Source organism: Bradyrhizobium sp. CCBAU 51765 (assembly GCF_015291725.1).
Classification (GTDB): Bacteria; Pseudomonadota; Alphaproteobacteria; order Rhizobiales; family Xanthobacteraceae; genus Bradyrhizobium; species Bradyrhizobium liaoningense.
In genome coordinates this window covers 7,286,603-7,301,391 of the sequence record NZ_CP030038.1, presented here as the reverse complement: position 1 = coordinate 7,301,391, position 14,789 = coordinate 7,286,603, and the positions used below count along the sequence as shown (strand labels likewise).

Annotated in this window: 20 protein-coding genes; 18 read left to right on the top strand and 2 right to left on the bottom strand. The window is 57.7% G+C overall.

Annotated elements, in window-relative coordinates:
- Positions 1 to 603 precede the first annotated feature (603 nt).
- Together XH96_RS33865 and XH96_RS33860 are read left to right on the top strand one after the other, a co-directional pair.
- On the top strand, positions 604 to 1,227 hold the full coding sequence (locus tag XH96_RS33865) for a host specificity protein (protein ID WP_246789871.1): 624 nt from the start codon (positions 604 to 606) through the stop codon (positions 1,225 to 1,227).
- A 487-nt stretch (positions 1,228 to 1,714) separates the two neighbouring features.
- On the top strand, positions 1,715 to 2,110 hold the full coding sequence (locus tag XH96_RS33860) for a Rieske 2Fe-2S domain-containing protein (protein ID WP_092218305.1): 396 nt from the start codon (positions 1,715 to 1,717) through the stop codon (positions 2,108 to 2,110).
- A 9-nt stretch (positions 2,111 to 2,119) separates the two neighbouring features.
- Here XH96_RS33860 and XH96_RS33855 read toward each other — a convergent pair whose 3' ends face one another.
- Complete coding sequence (locus XH96_RS33855; protein WP_092218304.1) at positions 2,120 to 2,710, bottom strand: hypothetical protein; 591 nt, start codon at positions 2,708 to 2,710, stop codon at positions 2,120 to 2,122.
- A gap of 271 nt (positions 2,711 to 2,981) precedes the next feature.
- Here XH96_RS33855 and XH96_RS33850 point away from each other — a divergent pair, with 271 nt between their 5' ends.
- The 16 genes from XH96_RS33850 (at position 2,982) to XH96_RS33780 (ending at position 13,549) form a co-directional block, all read left to right on the top strand.
- Positions 2,982 to 3,302, top strand: a complete 321-nt coding sequence (locus XH96_RS33850; protein WP_092218303.1) for an iron-sulfur cluster assembly accessory protein — start codon at positions 2,982 to 2,984, stop codon at positions 3,300 to 3,302.
- A 39-nt stretch (positions 3,303 to 3,341) separates the two neighbouring features.
- Positions 3,342 to 3,632, top strand: coding sequence for a NifU family protein (locus XH96_RS33845; protein ID WP_194389716.1), 291 nt, complete (start codon positions 3,342 to 3,344; stop codon positions 3,630 to 3,632).
- Positions 3,629 to 4,801, top strand: coding sequence for a cysteine desulfurase NifS (gene nifS / locus XH96_RS33840; RefSeq protein ID WP_210337811.1), 1,173 nt, complete (start codon positions 3,629 to 3,631; stop codon positions 4,799 to 4,801). Before XH96_RS33845 ends, nifS begins: the two co-directional genes overlap by 4 nt.
- 5 nt (positions 4,802 to 4,806) lie before the next feature.
- A complete protein-coding gene (gene nifT, locus XH96_RS33835) occupies positions 4,807 to 5,031 on the top strand; it encodes a putative nitrogen fixation protein NifT (protein WP_092218300.1) in 225 nt (74 codons plus the stop codon).
- A gap of 401 nt (positions 5,032 to 5,432) precedes the next feature.
- Positions 5,433 to 5,615: a hypothetical protein gene (locus XH96_RS39555; protein ID WP_244553901.1), complete on the top strand. Its 183-nt coding sequence runs from the start codon at positions 5,433 to 5,435 to the stop codon at positions 5,613 to 5,615.
- Positions 5,554 to 5,856, top strand: a complete 303-nt coding sequence (locus XH96_RS39550) for an SIR2 family protein (RefSeq protein ID WP_244553899.1) — start codon at positions 5,554 to 5,556, stop codon at positions 5,854 to 5,856. Before XH96_RS39555 ends, XH96_RS39550 begins: the two co-directional genes overlap by 62 nt.
- Before the next feature lie 363 nt (positions 5,857 to 6,219).
- Positions 6,220 to 7,776 (top strand): nitrogenase cofactor biosynthesis protein NifB, encoded by a 1,557-nt coding sequence (gene nifB, locus XH96_RS33825; RefSeq protein WP_194389714.1) that lies wholly within the window; start codon positions 6,220 to 6,222, stop codon positions 7,774 to 7,776.
- An 11-nt stretch (positions 7,777 to 7,787) separates the two neighbouring features.
- Entirely contained in the window at positions 7,788 to 8,012 is a 225-nt protein-coding gene (locus XH96_RS33820) for a 4Fe-4S binding protein (protein WP_035730299.1), read from the top strand.
- Positions 8,013 to 8,368: 356 nt separating this feature from the next.
- Positions 8,369 to 8,683, top strand: coding sequence for a nitrogen fixation protein NifZ (locus XH96_RS33815; RefSeq protein ID WP_092218299.1), 315 nt, complete (start codon positions 8,369 to 8,371; stop codon positions 8,681 to 8,683).
- Complete coding sequence (locus XH96_RS33810; RefSeq protein WP_092218298.1) at positions 8,680 to 8,937, top strand: nitrogen fixation protein NifZ; 258 nt, start codon at positions 8,680 to 8,682, stop codon at positions 8,935 to 8,937. Before XH96_RS33815 ends, XH96_RS33810 begins: the two co-directional genes overlap by 4 nt.
- Positions 8,934 to 9,293, top strand: coding sequence for a DUF3024 domain-containing protein (locus XH96_RS33805; RefSeq protein WP_027563340.1), 360 nt, complete (start codon positions 8,934 to 8,936; stop codon positions 9,291 to 9,293). The genes XH96_RS33810 and XH96_RS33805 overlap by 4 nt, the downstream gene beginning before the upstream one ends.
- A gap of 34 nt (positions 9,294 to 9,327) precedes the next feature.
- Positions 9,328 to 9,597, top strand: a complete 270-nt coding sequence (locus tag XH96_RS33800) for a DUF6129 family protein (RefSeq protein WP_027563341.1) — start codon at positions 9,328 to 9,330, stop codon at positions 9,595 to 9,597.
- 41 nt (positions 9,598 to 9,638) lie between these two features.
- A complete protein-coding gene (locus XH96_RS33795) occupies positions 9,639 to 10,793 on the top strand; it encodes a DegT/DnrJ/EryC1/StrS aminotransferase family protein (RefSeq protein ID WP_194394372.1) in 1,155 nt (384 codons plus the stop codon).
- A gap of 353 nt (positions 10,794 to 11,146) precedes the next feature.
- Positions 11,147 to 11,368 carry a hypothetical protein gene (locus tag XH96_RS33790; RefSeq protein WP_027563343.1) on the top strand — a complete coding sequence of 74 codons (222 nt, stop codon included), beginning with the start codon at positions 11,147 to 11,149 and terminating at the stop codon, positions 11,366 to 11,368.
- Complete coding sequence (locus tag XH96_RS33785) at positions 11,365 to 11,838, top strand: Rieske 2Fe-2S domain-containing protein (RefSeq protein ID WP_194389713.1); 474 nt, start codon at positions 11,365 to 11,367, stop codon at positions 11,836 to 11,838. The genes XH96_RS33790 and XH96_RS33785 overlap by 4 nt, the downstream gene beginning before the upstream one ends.
- 1,363 nt (positions 11,839 to 13,201) lie before the next feature.
- Positions 13,202 to 13,549 carry a ferredoxin gene (locus tag XH96_RS33780; protein WP_092218297.1) on the top strand — a complete coding sequence of 116 codons (348 nt, stop codon included), beginning with the start codon at positions 13,202 to 13,204 and terminating at the stop codon, positions 13,547 to 13,549.
- Between the two features lie 423 nt (positions 13,550 to 13,972).
- Here XH96_RS33780 and XH96_RS33775 read toward each other — a convergent pair whose 3' ends face one another.
- On the bottom strand, positions 13,973 to 14,716 hold the full coding sequence (locus XH96_RS33775; protein WP_194389712.1) for an OmpW family protein: 744 nt from the start codon (positions 14,714 to 14,716) through the stop codon (positions 13,973 to 13,975).
- Positions 14,717 to 14,789: the final 73 nt, after the last annotated feature.

Sequence of the window (14,789 nt, the reverse complement as noted above, 5' to 3'; positions counted from 1 at the left end):
GATTGGGTGGGGCCAGCTATGTTATGCCGATACAACAGCCGCTGCTCACAAACCACTCCTCTTCAAGGTCTGCTTATTCGTGGAAGGCGAGTCGCGCCTCCCGCAGCGCTAGCCTGGTACCCATCTGCTGATAGGGAATCTGCGAGTCATCATCATTAGACGTCGGTCTCTGTGACGGATCGGCAGCCGGCGATCTTACGTGCGATTCTACCCACAGATCGCGGCTTGTCGCAGCGACATTTGTAACTCACGCGCAGAGGTAGTCACGCCGAAGCGCAGGGTATTTTTGTCGGGTTGTGGTCAGCTAGGAATCCTATCCTAGCAACAGAGCTTGCACGGCACGAGCTCAGTTGCGTGCAACTTTGCCGATAGGAGAGCGCTCTCATGTATGGCAGAAGCGTTGGCTCATCCAGCCAGTTTACAACCGGTAACCAAACTGACGATTCGTCAGAAGCGGGACATAGTCCCCGGTTTGCGGAAACAGTTGCAGGAATGGAGCGAGGTGGGTCATCATCCGAACCAGCGGCGTCATACTCTCTCGCTTCCGAACCGCCCATTAGAGAGATCGACCGAGACTCCTTTTTGCGCGGAGTTGAGAGAGTCTTGCGCAATGATATCAGGCACATCGCCGAGAATCCAGGAGAGTACTCGGACTTCGTCTCCCAAAAGGCTGAGCGCGCAGCAACGGTTGCTGGAAGTTACGCCAACACGTACGACGATCCAAATAGTACAGCACGATTTTACAGCTACCGGTTGAGCGACGAAATTGTCGGGCTTCTAAGAGTAGGAGGCCCGGCTCGGATTAAAGGAGACCATTTTCAGCAGCAGTTTGGGCGCAACGATATCACGTCCGTCGTAGATCTTAGGGTGACTCATCCGCTTGTCGAGAACGCTGGCGATATCTTGCTAGAACATCAACTGCGAGAGGACGGGGACCAGCCACTGATCTTGTCGCGGCCGGCCCTAGCAGGCATGGAACCTCGTCTAGCGGATATGGGTTTTGTTCCCGTAGGTCGTAACCACTGGGTGCTTGATCCTCACCAGCGCCCCGATGTGTGGGCGAAGAACGAGAACGATGAGTGGCAGCGGGTAGGCAAGCCTACGAAGTATCTTTCCAAAGATGGGGGCAGTGATCTCGGTCCTCAGAGAAGCTACGAAACGGACTCATCGGACGATGACCCTTCATTTTACTTGGAGCGCGCTCTTAGGGAGATGCACATGGAGTAAATCCGCTGCAATAGCAGCAGCGGGCCTGAAATGACGGACATTTAACCGTTCTGTCCCGGGCTCAACGGCCTTGCTTCAAAGGGGGCGCACGCTCGCTGCGTCGTCCCCGTTGGCTGAAACGGTCGTTCAGCCTTTCTCCGAAGGCGCTTACGAAACTGCGGTGGGATGCGATCCGAGGGGCGTAACGGGGCTGCCTACGGAGTGACCATCAACGAGCAGCAACGATCAGCCACCGCAGGTAGCTATCCGGCAAATGGTGCAGAGGGCCTGGACCCGAAAGCTGCAGCTGCGCGGCCGCCATGGACACGGCAGCAAGTCCAAAATTGTCGAACTCATTGGTCTGGACTACGCGGGTAATTGGGTGAGCCAGCAATGGCTGGCTTGCGCGTTGGATTACCACAGACACTATCAGCCCGGCACTTGTACGGTTCTTGCAGGTTGCTTGCACAGCGACAATGAAAAGCGTCTTGCAATGAATGGGCGATAAATGAAGCCAAATCCCGTCTACGCGATCTGCAGCTTTAACGACATTCCGAGCCGCCAAGCTATGGGATTCCATCTTATGGCCGTGGATGATCGCGGAAATCACCGGCCGTGGTCCATCGTTGTGGTGCGCTGGGGCAAAAAGGTGCTTGGCTACACCAATAAATGCCCGCACAACGGCGTCAATTTGGACTGGGTGCGAAACGAATTCCTCGATCCATACGGTATCAGGCTGATGTGTGGCAAGCATGGTTCGACCTTCGAACTTGGCACCGGCCGGTGCGTCGAAGGTCCATGTCAAGGTAGGGCGCTCACCCCGATCGCCTTGGCAGTTCTGGATGGTGATATCTGCGTCGCTGGTGTTCATCTTGTCGAAGAGGATGCATCGGCCAACAACTGAAGATCACGCTCAGACCGGACGGTTCTCGTTGCGGTTTTTCACAGGCTCCATCCTCTTTAGCCCGTCGTCGTACGAGATCTCCTCACAGGACAGGTCGAGATCCCTTGCGGCATCGAGAAGGTAATCAAGCTTGCCGCCCGGATCGAGCTTCTTGATGTCGTCCTTGTTGAGCCCAACCAGGTCCATCATCTCCTTCCAGACCGTGGATTCATCGCACGGTAGGACGTGAAAGCTAATATCACCGATCTTCACTCGGTACTTCGCCAGTAAATCAATGTTGTTGCAGAACATGAAGTAGCGGCCGGTTGGGCTTAAGGCGCCGTCAAGGACGGTTGCGACGTCAGCAAGATAGGCGAAGGAATGCAGGTAGCCGGCCAGCACCGGAATAGTGCGTTCGCCGTCCTGCGCGATCGTCAACACCTGCTCAATCGAATAGTCTGGCGGTCGTTTCTCGTCCGCGACCTGATTCTGGAATTGTAGTGCCACGTCGCCGCGGAAGCCGAACCGGCCTGCCTTCGTAGTCCCGCCTTTGAGTACAGCATTGAGCAGGCGGCCCTCCTTCTCAAGTCTGCCGAGTGCGGTGTTCTCGATTGCAGTCATTAAATTCTTCCTCGATCTAAACTCTTCACCGACTCCTTGGCCGGTGCTAGATGCGATGCAAATTGCTTGCCGTCCCATGCGTAGCGGCCTTCGCCGTAACTTAAAAGAAAACGCGTCAGTGCCTGCCATCGGCTCACGGAGCCTTGTCGGAAACCCGACACCGGTTTCCAACACCACAGTCGCGATTCAAAGAAGTGAGCATCATCAAACGTCTGCGCGCTGGCACGTGACTTGCCCCTAGCAGCTAGATCCAAGATGATGAGGGAAAGCCGTGATCAACCTGACGCACAGCGCAGTGAACGCAATCAAGAGCGCGATTTCATCGTCGACGCACCCGACCGGCGGTCTGCGCGTCATGATCGAACCGGGCGGCTGCAATGGATTCAAATACAAGATGGGTCTGGTCGAAGAACCGAATCCTGACGACGCCGTGATCGAATGCGATGGGCTGAAGGTGTTCGTCGATAACAAGAGCCGTGAGCATCTGATCGGGACGACCATCGATTTCGTAATGGCACTGGAGGGTTCTGGCTTTACGTTTCACAACCCGAACGCCACCGCGAACTGCTCGTGCGGAAAATCGTTTGGCTGATGAAACAGATCGTTCAGCTGATAAGGAGGACATCGAAGCATGCCGGCCCAACCGGAACAACTGAGGCAATCGTCGCCCATTGCGACAGGCCGAGAGCGCCGCATTCGCGGCGCTATCGAAGAGATCCGACCCAATCTGAGACGCGATGATTGCGACTGTCACCTGATCGGGATCAATCGCAGTAGGGTCATGGTCAGGCTGTCCGCTGCCCGCACGTTGTGTAAGCTTTCGAGCGTGACGCTGAAAGGTATTCAGGCGCGGCTTGTCGATAAACGCGACGAATTGGGTCGCCTGATCCCCGTCGTGGCTGCAGGCGAGGTGGCGGATTGAGCGAAAATCCAATGCTGATTTACCTCGATAACAATGCAACGACTCGGACCGATCCATCCGTCGTGCAAGCCATGTTGCCGTTTTTCACCGAGAAGTTCGGAAATGCATCGTCCACGCATGCGTTTGGCAGCGAGGTCGCAGTTGCTGTGAGGCAGGCCCGGCGTAGCTTGCGTATCATGCTAGGGAACGCATGCGATCATGAGATCGTTTTTACCTCGGGAGGGACCGAGGCTAATAATGCCGCGATCCTCTCTGCGCTTGCGACACACGAAGACCGCGACGAGATTGTCACCACGGCAGTAGAGCACTCCGCCATTCTTGCGCTAACCGAGCAATTGGAGACAAGAGGAGTCAAGACGCACATCGTGCCCGTAGATTCCCGCGGCCGGCTCGACATCGAGGCGTTTCGCGGCGCACTCGGGCCACGCACAGCGATTGCCTCCGTTATGTGGGCCAACAACGAGACCGGAACGATGTTTCCCGTGGAGTTTCTGGCCGGGTTGGCCCGGGAGGCCGGCGCGCTGTTTCACACTGATGCGGTCCAGGCCATCGGTAAGGTGTGCGTGAACCTGAGGGACAGTGCGATCGACATGCTGTCGCTATCCGGGCACAAACTGCACGGCCCCAAGGGGACCGGCGCGCTATATCTGCGCAGAGGAACAAAATTCCGGCCGCTGATCTGCGGCGGATCACAGGAACGAGGGCGCCGAGGCGGGACTGAGAATATTCCCGGCATTGTCGGCCTGGGAAAAGCCGCCGAGCTTGCGGCGGAGCGGCTTGAACCCGAACGCGTTCGCATTGGCGCTTTGCGCGACCGTCTTGAACAGGGAATCTTGAAGAGTGGCGAGTGCGTTGTGCTCGGCGACACCGGCAATCGGTTAGCGAACACGACCAATATTGCCTTCGACAATCTCGAAGGCGAAGCCATCGCCCACCATCTCGATCGGGCAGGCATCGCTGTGTCGCTCGGATCCGCCTGCAACTCCGGCTCCATTCAGCCATCGCATGTTCTGCGTGCCATGCAGGTGCCGCACTGGCGGATGCACGGCGTCGTGCGCTTTTCCCTGTCGCGTGAAACCTCTGTCGCGGAGGTCGATGAGGTCGTGTGCGCAGTGTCCGACATCGTGGCTCGCCTGCGCGCCACCTCCCCCGTCGCAGTCAGGGAGTAGACCTCGTGAAAATCATGATCCGCCGGTCTCCGGACGCGGGCCTGTCGATCTACGTGCCAAAAAAGGATCTCGAAGAGCCAATCGTTGAATCGGAGTACGAGACGCTATGGGGCGGCTGGATCAAAGTAGCTAATGGCTGGGTGCTTGATCTGCCTGAGATGCCGAGCGGCACACCGTTACCGATCACAATTAACGCTAAAAAACGGGGCGGGAAGGGGGACGATCCGTGAAGGCGCCCCCACTGATCGACTTTGTCGATGGTGCCGATGCAAAGGCGAGCTCGTGGACATCGCTGCCGGGTTGAGGGCCGCGCGCGCCATTCCCTATCTCGGTCCTGGCCTCGCCGAATCGTGCAGATCCGATATGCCGACCACGCCAGAGGCGTTGGCCAGCTTCTTCGCGAGCGAGGTTACGCCGCCGCGGCGGGCTAGCGACAATGCGTGGGCGCAGCATCTCGAGATCAGCAAACACCGTCCGCCATGACGGCATTGATGACGCAGGCCTTCGCTCGGCCAGTCGAGCCGACGCGTTTGCACCATCATCTTGCGTCCCTGTCCCTGCCCGTCGTAGTCGACCCGTGGTATGATGCCGCTATGCGGACGTGCTGGGTGAGTGCGATGGATAGGGCGAAGTGCAGGGTATCACCCGCATCGCCATTGACGAGAATTGCTGGTATCGCTTTTACGATTCATTTGGCCAAGAGGTCGTCAGTGCTGTGGCCGGCAGCTCGGCGACGGTGTTGTACAAGCCGCATGGCAGCGTGCAGCCGGCCAACAACTTCCTTATTTCCGACGCACACATGTCGAGGCGTTGACCGAAATCGACATTCAGACACCAATTCCGGACATCATCAAGGAAAGGCGCACACCGGACAGACCTTTTTCTTCATCGGCTGTCGCTTCAACGATCAGCCCTTGCGTAGGTATGCCCGGCAGATCATCAAGCGCTCGGCCGACACCCACTATGCGATCGTGGATCCCGGACGCGCTCTCTCGCAACGAGCTTCTCGAGCAAGGCCTTACACCGCTTGCGACCGGGCTCCCTTGCGCGGTTGAGATACTGATCACGCATTAGCGTCCTTGTGAAGCCCGAATCCCCCAGCTCGTGTCGAGTTATTTGCGAGAGCCGCAACGCGAGAAGATCCGTTCAGATGGAGCTGGGTTCCGGTGAGCTCAGCGCGAGAATGAATGCGCAAACCAGGAAGCGCTGCGTGAGAATGACGACGTATCTGTCGCACTGACAACAAGCGCATCATTGCATGTTCTTACATGAGTCAGCGCCCATCGTTTCCGCCAATTCGTGGGCGTATGGCTGCAATTTCATCGTCTCCGCCATGGCATGCAAGTTGCTACCCAGCTTCTTGAGGCTGGCTCACGGATGGTCTTGGGGGCCGATAGTGCCTGAAGGGAAAAATGAAAATGAACGCGGTCGTGGGACGCGGAAAATATGTCAAAGCTGCAGTGGATGGCGGCAAGATGAAGTCCGCCGCCGAGCATAAGGGCTGCCGCGCTTCCGCCAACACCGGGCAGGCGAGCTGCGGCTCGCAGGCAGGGCAAGGCGATCTGCCGATCGAAATCTGGGAAAAGGTCAAGAACCATCCCTGCTACAGCGAAGAAGCGCATCATCATTACGCTCGCATGCATGTCGCGGTCGCGCCTGCCTGCAACATCCAGTGCAATTACTGCAATCGAAAATACGACTGCACCAATGAATCGCGTCCAGGTGTGGTAAGCGAGAAGCTCACGCCCGAGCAGGCGGTAAGAAAAGTGCTCGCGGTCGCGACCGCCATTCCGCAGATGACGGTCCTTGGCATCGCTGGTCCCGGCGACCCCCTGGCCAATCCGGCAAAGACGTTCAAGACCTTCGAGCTGGTCGCCAAGGCGGCTCCAGACATCAAGCTTTGTTTGTCAACCAACGGACTGGCTCTGCCGGACCATATTGATACCATCGCTAGGTCCAAAGTTGACCACGTCACCATCACTATCAACACGATCGATCCCGAAATCGGCGCCAAGATCTATCCGTGGATCTTCTTCAACCACAAGCGCTACACCGGCATCGACGCGGCAAGAATACTTACCGATCGCCAGCTGCAAGGCCTCGAGATGCTTAGCGAACGAGGTATCCTGTGCAAGGTCAACTCGGTGATGATCCCGAACATCAACGACCGCCACTTGGTCGAGGTCAACAAGGCGGTGAAGTCGCGCGGTGCCTTCCTTCACAATATCATGCCACTGATCTCCGCGCCCGAGCACGGCACCGTATTTGGCCTCAACGGTCAGCGCGGACCGACTGCGTGGGAATTGAAGGCGCTGCAAGATGCTTGTGAAGGGGAGATAAAAATGATGCGGCATTGCCGCCAGTGCCGCGCCGATGCGGTCGGTCTACTCGGGGAGGATCGCAGCGCAGAGTTCACCACCGATCAGGTCATGAAAATGGACGTCCAATATGACTTAGACATGCGCAAGGAATATCAGAGCAGGGTAGACCGTGAGCGTGCCGCCAAAGTCGCGGCCGGCCAAAAGGAGCTTGCCGAATGTGCCGGAGAGAGGAGCGCGATCACTCTTCTAGTGGCCGTCGCAACCAAGGGCTCGGGGTTGATCAACGAGCACTTTGGGCATGCAAAGGAATTCCAGGTTTACGAACTTTCTACATCCGGCGCCAAATTCGTCGGCTACCGCCGCGTGGACGTTTACTGCCAGGGTGGTTATGGCGAGGAGAACAGGCTTTCCGCCATCATGGGGGGCATCCATGACTGCCATGCGGTCTTCGTGTCCAAGATCGGCGGCTGCCCGAAAAGCAAACTGATCGAGGCGGGGATCGAGCCCGTCGATCAATACGCCCATGAGTTCATTGAGAAGTCGGCGATCGCCTGGTTCAAATCCTATCTGGACAAGGTGAAACGCGGGGAGATCCAGCACGTGCAGCGCGGCGGCGCCGCGATCCGGCAAGGATCTGGGATCTTTGCAGCGTAAAGGGGGAATATGTGCCGTTCAAGATTGTCGCCTCGCAGTGTACGAGCTGCTCAGCCTGTGAACCCTTATGCCCGAACGATGCCATCTCGGAGAAGGGGGGGAGCTTCGTCATTGAAGCAGCGAAATGCACTGAATGTGTTGGCCATTTCGACGAGCCGCAATGTGTCGCCGCCTGTCCGGTCGACAACACCTGCGTGGTTGACACATCCTTGCCTCGCTACCAGGCGCCAGCTTAAAGCGTGAGGCCCATGAGTGGCATGCCAATAGCTGGTTCAGAAAGCGTCATTAGCTACGTGCTGCGCGTTGGCGGCGGCGCAGGCGCCGACGTTCGGTCCTCCATCACGGACGAGGACTGCGCTGGATTGCCGTGCGTTCGTGCTGTAGCTGGTCGGCAGCACGGCCTTGGCGGGCATTTCATTCCGCGCGGTGGTGCAAAGGCGGTTCGCGCTGCCGAGAGCGGCGTTCTCGCCAGGGCTGCCATCGTCGATGTAACTAGCGATGCCGCGCGATCATGAAATGATGCAGGATCTTGCCTGCGGTAGGCGCGGCGGCTCCCCGCATCTCCAAAGGAGCGAAGCATGAGGAGCGATACATGAACAGCATCGTTCGGGACAGCGACGTCGTCGAGCTCACCGAGCCGCCTGCCTTCAGCTTTGGCGAAAAGGTGCGAGCCAATCGCACCATCCGCAATGATGGCACCTATCGCGGCAAGGAGATTGGCGACGTTCTCGTCAAGAAGGGAGAGGTGGGTTACGTCGTATCGATCGGCACGTTTCTGCAGCAATTCTACATCTACGGCGTCGAATATCTGGAAGGCGGCTACCGGGTTGGCATGAAGCGCAGGGAACTGGAGCCGGTGGACACCTGCGCGGAGGTCGATGATCTGCCGTTGCCGGAGGAGTCATGACGCAGCGCGGCTTTCCAAAATATTGGCGTGGCGAGCGGGCCAAGACCGCAGTCGACCTCGTTAACGACCACTCATTTCCCGATACAGAGCCCGAGGGAGTCTTGCTCGCCGCCGGAGCGAGCGGAGAGATCATCAACGTCGCGATCAATACCGAAGCGAACGTGCCGATCTACGCTGTCGAGTTTGGTAAGCAGCTGCTCATCGGCTGTCTAAGGAAGAAATCACAGTGCTTTGAATGGAGGCGTTCGCCATGAATGCTGCGCTGATGAGAAAGATAAAAGCCGGGCTGGTGCCCCACCCCAACGAGCTCGATCGAAAACGGATCGAGCGCGGCTTGAGCTCACGCAGGCGCTATCTCTACGTCTCGCCGAACGTGACGCCGGTGAGGGGCGGCTACCTCGTCGAGAGCCCATGTTGCTCGCGCAACGTCAACAAGGATGGCGCTCTCATCGATGTCGCGCTGATTCTTTATGATACCGTGTGCGGGGTCTGGAAGCTGTTTCGCAAGAACCACGCGCGAGGAATCTGGGAATTTTACAGCCTTTGCCATCGGTTGACTTCTGCAATCGACGAATTGAACGCGGATCCGGAGCGTCTGTTTTGGCAATGAAGACCCGCCTTTTAGGAGTCAAAGAGGAGCCACGATGGCGCTCACCGCGGAGGAAGTGATCGAAATTGAGCGGCTGCTTGCAGCCGAGGGCGCCGAGATGGGTCCGTTTGTCGAGCTGCGCCGCCGCTTTCCGCAACTTGCTTGGGTGCGCTGTGATGCGTCGGATGTGGCGGATCAGCCGTTTCGGCAGTTTCCGCGTTTCGACCTTCATCTGATCGATGGATCGGACCACTGCGTGCAGATTACGGCCGATCCGACGCGGGCCACCGGCATCGTATTGGCCAAAAGGAATGTTGAGCGGTGAGCACTGCACTAGCAGAGTATCGGCTTGATGGCGCGCTCACTGTGGAGGAGAATACATCATTCATTCCACTGTCCGATCCTGATATCACCTTCGCCGAGCTCTCTGCCGTTGAAACGCTGCTGTGTTCGCCGCAAATCTCCAACGGGCGGACTACTGAGGCGTTTGAGCACGCTTTCGCCGCCTATCTTGGTCGCAAATATGCTGTTGCGGTCTCGAGTGGTACCATAGGGCTCCTCCTTACGCTGAGGGCGCTCGGCATTGGCCCCGGGCACGAGGTTATCGCCTCTCCCTACTCCTTTCGTGAGACCGTGCATGCCATCAGTCTCGCAGGCGCACGAGCGGTATTTGCAGATATCGACTATTGGTCGGGAGCATTAGTCCCAGCGAAGGCCGAAGAGCGCATCACGGCCAACACGCGGGCGATTGTCGCCGGCAATCCCAACGGTCATCCAGCGCCGTGGTCGGAGCTGCGCGCGGTCGCGCAGCGCCATCAGCTGCTGCTTTTGGAGGATTCCACCGAGGCGATCGGATCGAGCTACAAGGGTGAGCTCGTCGGCCGCTTTGGCGACACCGCGGTGTTCGACTTTGCTCAGCCGGTGGCCCTGACCTGTGGCGAAGGCGCAATGGTGGTGACCGAGGATATCGACATCGCGCTCGGCTTGCGTCGCCATCGCGCCCATCGCGTGGACGAGCGCTCTTCCGTTGTCGTCGGTAGCACGGCACCTTATCAGGCTGGCATGAGCGATCTCACGGCTGCCTTGGGCCTAGCGCAGCTCAAACGTCTCGATGAAATCCTGGAGCGCCGTCGGTTCGTCGAGCAGCTCTATAACGCGCATATGCAATCATTTGAGGGCATCAAGCCGCCTTATGTTGGCCCTGATGTAACCGAGGTGAACTGGTTGCTTTATCTCGTTCATCTGGGGACGCGCTTCACGCGATCGGGGCGCGACGCCATTATCGAAGATCTGCGCGGCGCGCAGATTGAATCCGCCGCCTATAGCCAACCGCTGCACTTGCAACGCCACTACTTTGACTTTGGCTATCGGCGTTGCGATTTCCTGGTTGCGGAAAAAATAGCAGATCGCGCTCTTGCGCTTCCGTTTCACACCCATCTCACGAACAAGCAGATCGAGTTTATCGTCGAGACCATGAATGATGCGTCGATAAACGTGGGAGCGGGTGCCGCGATTTACTAAGATGATTGTCATCCACGACACGGAAGAACGAGGGTTGAAGTTGCGATGAGCGTGGTAGGTCTCATCGCAAGAGATGAGCAACGGACCGAGGATCGTTTTTGTGGCAGCGTTGTCGGATACATCGTGCCCCACATGCCGGAAGCGTGCCGCATGCCGCTGGAGGTATGCACTCGACTTAAGACCGCAAGAGAAATGCTCCTAGCGAGCGCGAAGAAGACCTGCTCGATAGCAGAGAAGGCGGCGCGTCCAAGGCGCGGCTTGAGAGCCTACGCGTCAAGGTGCCCAAAGCCAAGCACATCAAAGTCGAGAGTCTCCGCTCAGGATCTTTAGAGTTACCAAAACGGGGGATCGGTATGAACTCGCAACAAGTCATCATCCACGTCCGCTTCGCTCCGAACGGAAGGGTGATCCAAATCAGCGAGCGTCCGGCGAAGCTCACGCCGAACCAGTGGTTTGACGTCCTCAACACCCGTGCCAGCTCCGCCTATCGAGCGCTCGCTCGTGGTCGTGGGATTTTTCAACTGAGCCGAACTGCGATCGAAGCCTTCAAGCAGGAAACTGCGAGGCCGGGATGAGCGAACCTATAATCGCTAACCTGGTGAGCGGTCAGATCGAGGTTTTTGTCGTCTGTCCGGCCGATGCCATCGAGCGGAGTGGGGCCATGAGCTTTAGCCTGTCGCGGATTGACGATAGGGGCGAGAGCCGGCCGTTTCCGATTATTGTGGTGCGCACCTCCGGCAATGACTATTTTGGTTACGTGAATCGTTGTCCGCATGAGAGCGTCTGGCTGAACATCGGCTCCGGTACGTTTTTCTCGGCGGACCGCTCCTTTCTTAGATGCGGCCGGCACGGAGCGAGATTCGAGATCGACACTGGGATGTGCATCGGCGGCCCCTGTGACGGACAATCGCTTGAGCTGGTGGCGCTCGCCGTGATCGAAGGTGACGTCTGCCTGTGCGGCGTCAAGCTGCTGGAGGACGATCGGTTTGCCGACCCCTTCGGAACCAGCGACGAGACCATGGATATTACGATCCATCCGGCCTAACGGGCCTATCGCTTTGTTGTGCTCAAGCTGCCTGAGGCGCTTTGCCCTCGAATGAGGCCATTGTACTCGTGAGCGTTGGTAGACGCGAGTCACAGCTTTCGATTGGGTGAGACAAAACGGCCACCTCGTCGGATTGCGAACTTGCACTCCGCGACCTCCGCAGCACCAACAAGCTGCTCTTGCGCTGGCTCGTCAAATTGAGGCCGGCAGGCGGGACCCGCTTCCTATCGCTGTCGATATGTTTGAGGGGAAATGCCCTCGGCGGCTGGAAGTTCGCCGAGGGCATCGTCTGGGCTTGGAGAATGGCGGGACCCAGACTGACAGGATCGTTTGGGGGATGAGGAACGACGATCCTGTGTCAGAAGGCCGGCCGGTGCAGCTGGCGTTGTTGCCTGCGCTGCAACTGCCATGCCAAACCGCGGTTCGTGCGACGCTCTTAGCGATTGGCGACACCATCGGCGGTTAGGACTGGTTAGGAGCAAATGCATTCATGTGCACGTGCATGTTGTTCCGCATTCTCCACTGCAAGCGCATCTTGACCGGCCGTATGAAAGCGTGATCCCAATGTGTTGCGGTTTAGCGGTGCTGCCGATCGGAATTGCGACCGGCCTGGTCTGCAGCCTCAAAGGTGACTCGGTGATCATCCCTGCCTCGTTGGGCTCTCGCGGCAGCTCTATAGATGGGCAGCGGCGCGACGCAGCGTCAAGCTTCAGGGCGAAAAAGATGCTGTGGGCTCGCGCCAGTCAATGCGGCCAGCCGATCACCCATGGCAGAACACGGCGCTCGATTCTCCGCACGATTTTCGAGCTCCTCGCTAGGCGGCTTGACGGTCATGAAGATCGCTGCTCATTCCAAGATTTGATAGCGCAGAGCTGGAAAAATAACCGAGCTTCTCGGTTTTTCTGCGTACAAATTGCAGAACGGTGAAGCGGGAGGTCAAACGCAGTGCGAGGTTTGTCGTGTCCGAGACAGTAGCGAACGACCTTGTCGCAACTTTCGCAATCATTATGAGTGGCGCAAAGCAAGGTTCGTTGCAGAAACGAACGTTACGCTTCTGGTGCGCAACTTGCTTTACAGAAGTTGGATGGTGAGCAAGTGATGCGGGAGCAGAAAGATCGTGATGAGAGCAGAAGAGGTTGAAGTTGATCGAGGAGGTTGCTCTGGACGCGAAGATATCTATCGCTGATCTTCAGCGACGACAATCACTATGGCGCTCGTTCATTTTGCCCGCCTTGGCAAGCGCGAGTGGGAATCATAAGCATCACTCGGTTGATGCGGCGTTCAATCGTAAGAGATTGTGGGTTGCGATGTGCTCGCATCTTGTCTCTTCTCAGATGAAGCACATTGATCACAGGATAGGCGCATGAACACAGAAACTGAATTCGAGCTTCCTCAACTTTATAGGCATCATGTATTTGCCTGCAACACGCAGCGTCCGCCAACTCATCCGCACGGCAGCTGTGGCGCCTCCGGCGCGCAAGCCCTGTGGGATCGAATGGCCAAGGCGATCGAAGCGGAGGGCCTCAACGATATTGGCTTCACGATGGCAGGCTGCCTTGGCTTTTGTAACTCTGGTCCCTTGATGGTCGTCTATCCCGATGGAGTGTGGTATCGCGCGATCACGCCTGAGGATATTGACGAAATTGTAAACTCCCACCTCAAGCAGGGAAAACGTGTCGACCGCCTTGTGATGGTGTTAAAGCGAAGCTAGACGCCTCGATTAGCGGCCACTTGCCCGGGCTAGCAAGCATCGACGGCTTGTCCGGCGATGAGCTGGCCGCTCGGAGGTCAGATCGTCTGAGATTGAGCGTAGCTATCACGCCCCGGATGAGAACAGCAAGTCATTGACGTTTCCGCGCGTGCCGCCCTTCTTCTCCGGCCCTATCGGCAAGTGGCGCCTTTGCAACGCGCGCATTCTAGGTCAATCTGTTTGTGTACGGTCACTCCATGCCGCGCGATTCGTAGCTCACAGCAAGATCTTTGCTGCAAATGGCTCCGGCGTTTTGCGAAATGACGTGCCCTTGACGCGTCATCTCGCTCTGCTTGCACTGCGGTGAGGTTAGGGGACGCGCTGGATGAGCTCGCCGCGTCCGGGTTGATCAAGCGGATTTCTCTTTCTGGTCCTGTTCTAGCGTCAGAACTTGTAAGTGACGCCGCCGCTGACGAGCCATGGATCGATGTTGGCTCGCCCGGTGACGGGAATCGAATTGTTTACGGTCGCGGAGTACTCCGGCCGCAGCCATAGCTTCTTCACGTCAAAGTTGAGGCCCCAGTTACGATCAAGCATGTAATCGAAGCCGAATTGGACCGCCGCGCCGAATTGGTTGCTGATGCGCAAATCCGTAACGGCAAGACCGCCGAGCGACGTATTGGCTGCCGATTGGTTGAAGAAGGCGGTGTAGTTGATGCCCGCGCCGATATAGGGCTTGAGCGCGCCGAGATCGGCGAAGTGATATTGCAGGGTCAATGTTGGCGGCAACAGCCAAGCTTTGCCGATATCGAGGCCAGTCAGCGCGCCATTGCCGCTGATGTGATGGCTGGTCACGCCAAGAATGAGTTCGGCGGCAACGTTTGGCGTGAAGAAGTAGGTGATGTCGAGCTCGGGTATGGCTTGATCGCTGATCGAAAGCCCAGAACTTGGTGAGGACAGCGAGGGCGCCCCGGCGACGCTGACTGAGCTGCCTGAGGTATCCGGCAAAACGCCAAGCACGCGCAGGCGGATCATCCATGGATTGAAGGGTTCGATCGCGGGCGCTTTATAGTAGATCGGCGCCCGGGCCAGATCTGCAGCCTGTACCGGGATGCTGGCCAACGAGGTTGCTAGCGCGAGGAGTGATGCCCTCGTCAGAACTCTCCTTGTTCTCATCGAATTCTCCATTCCAAAAAATCGCGCGAAGAGCCGCGCGAGATCTCTGTCACACAAAGCTAATGGCGGAGATTTGATGCCGATC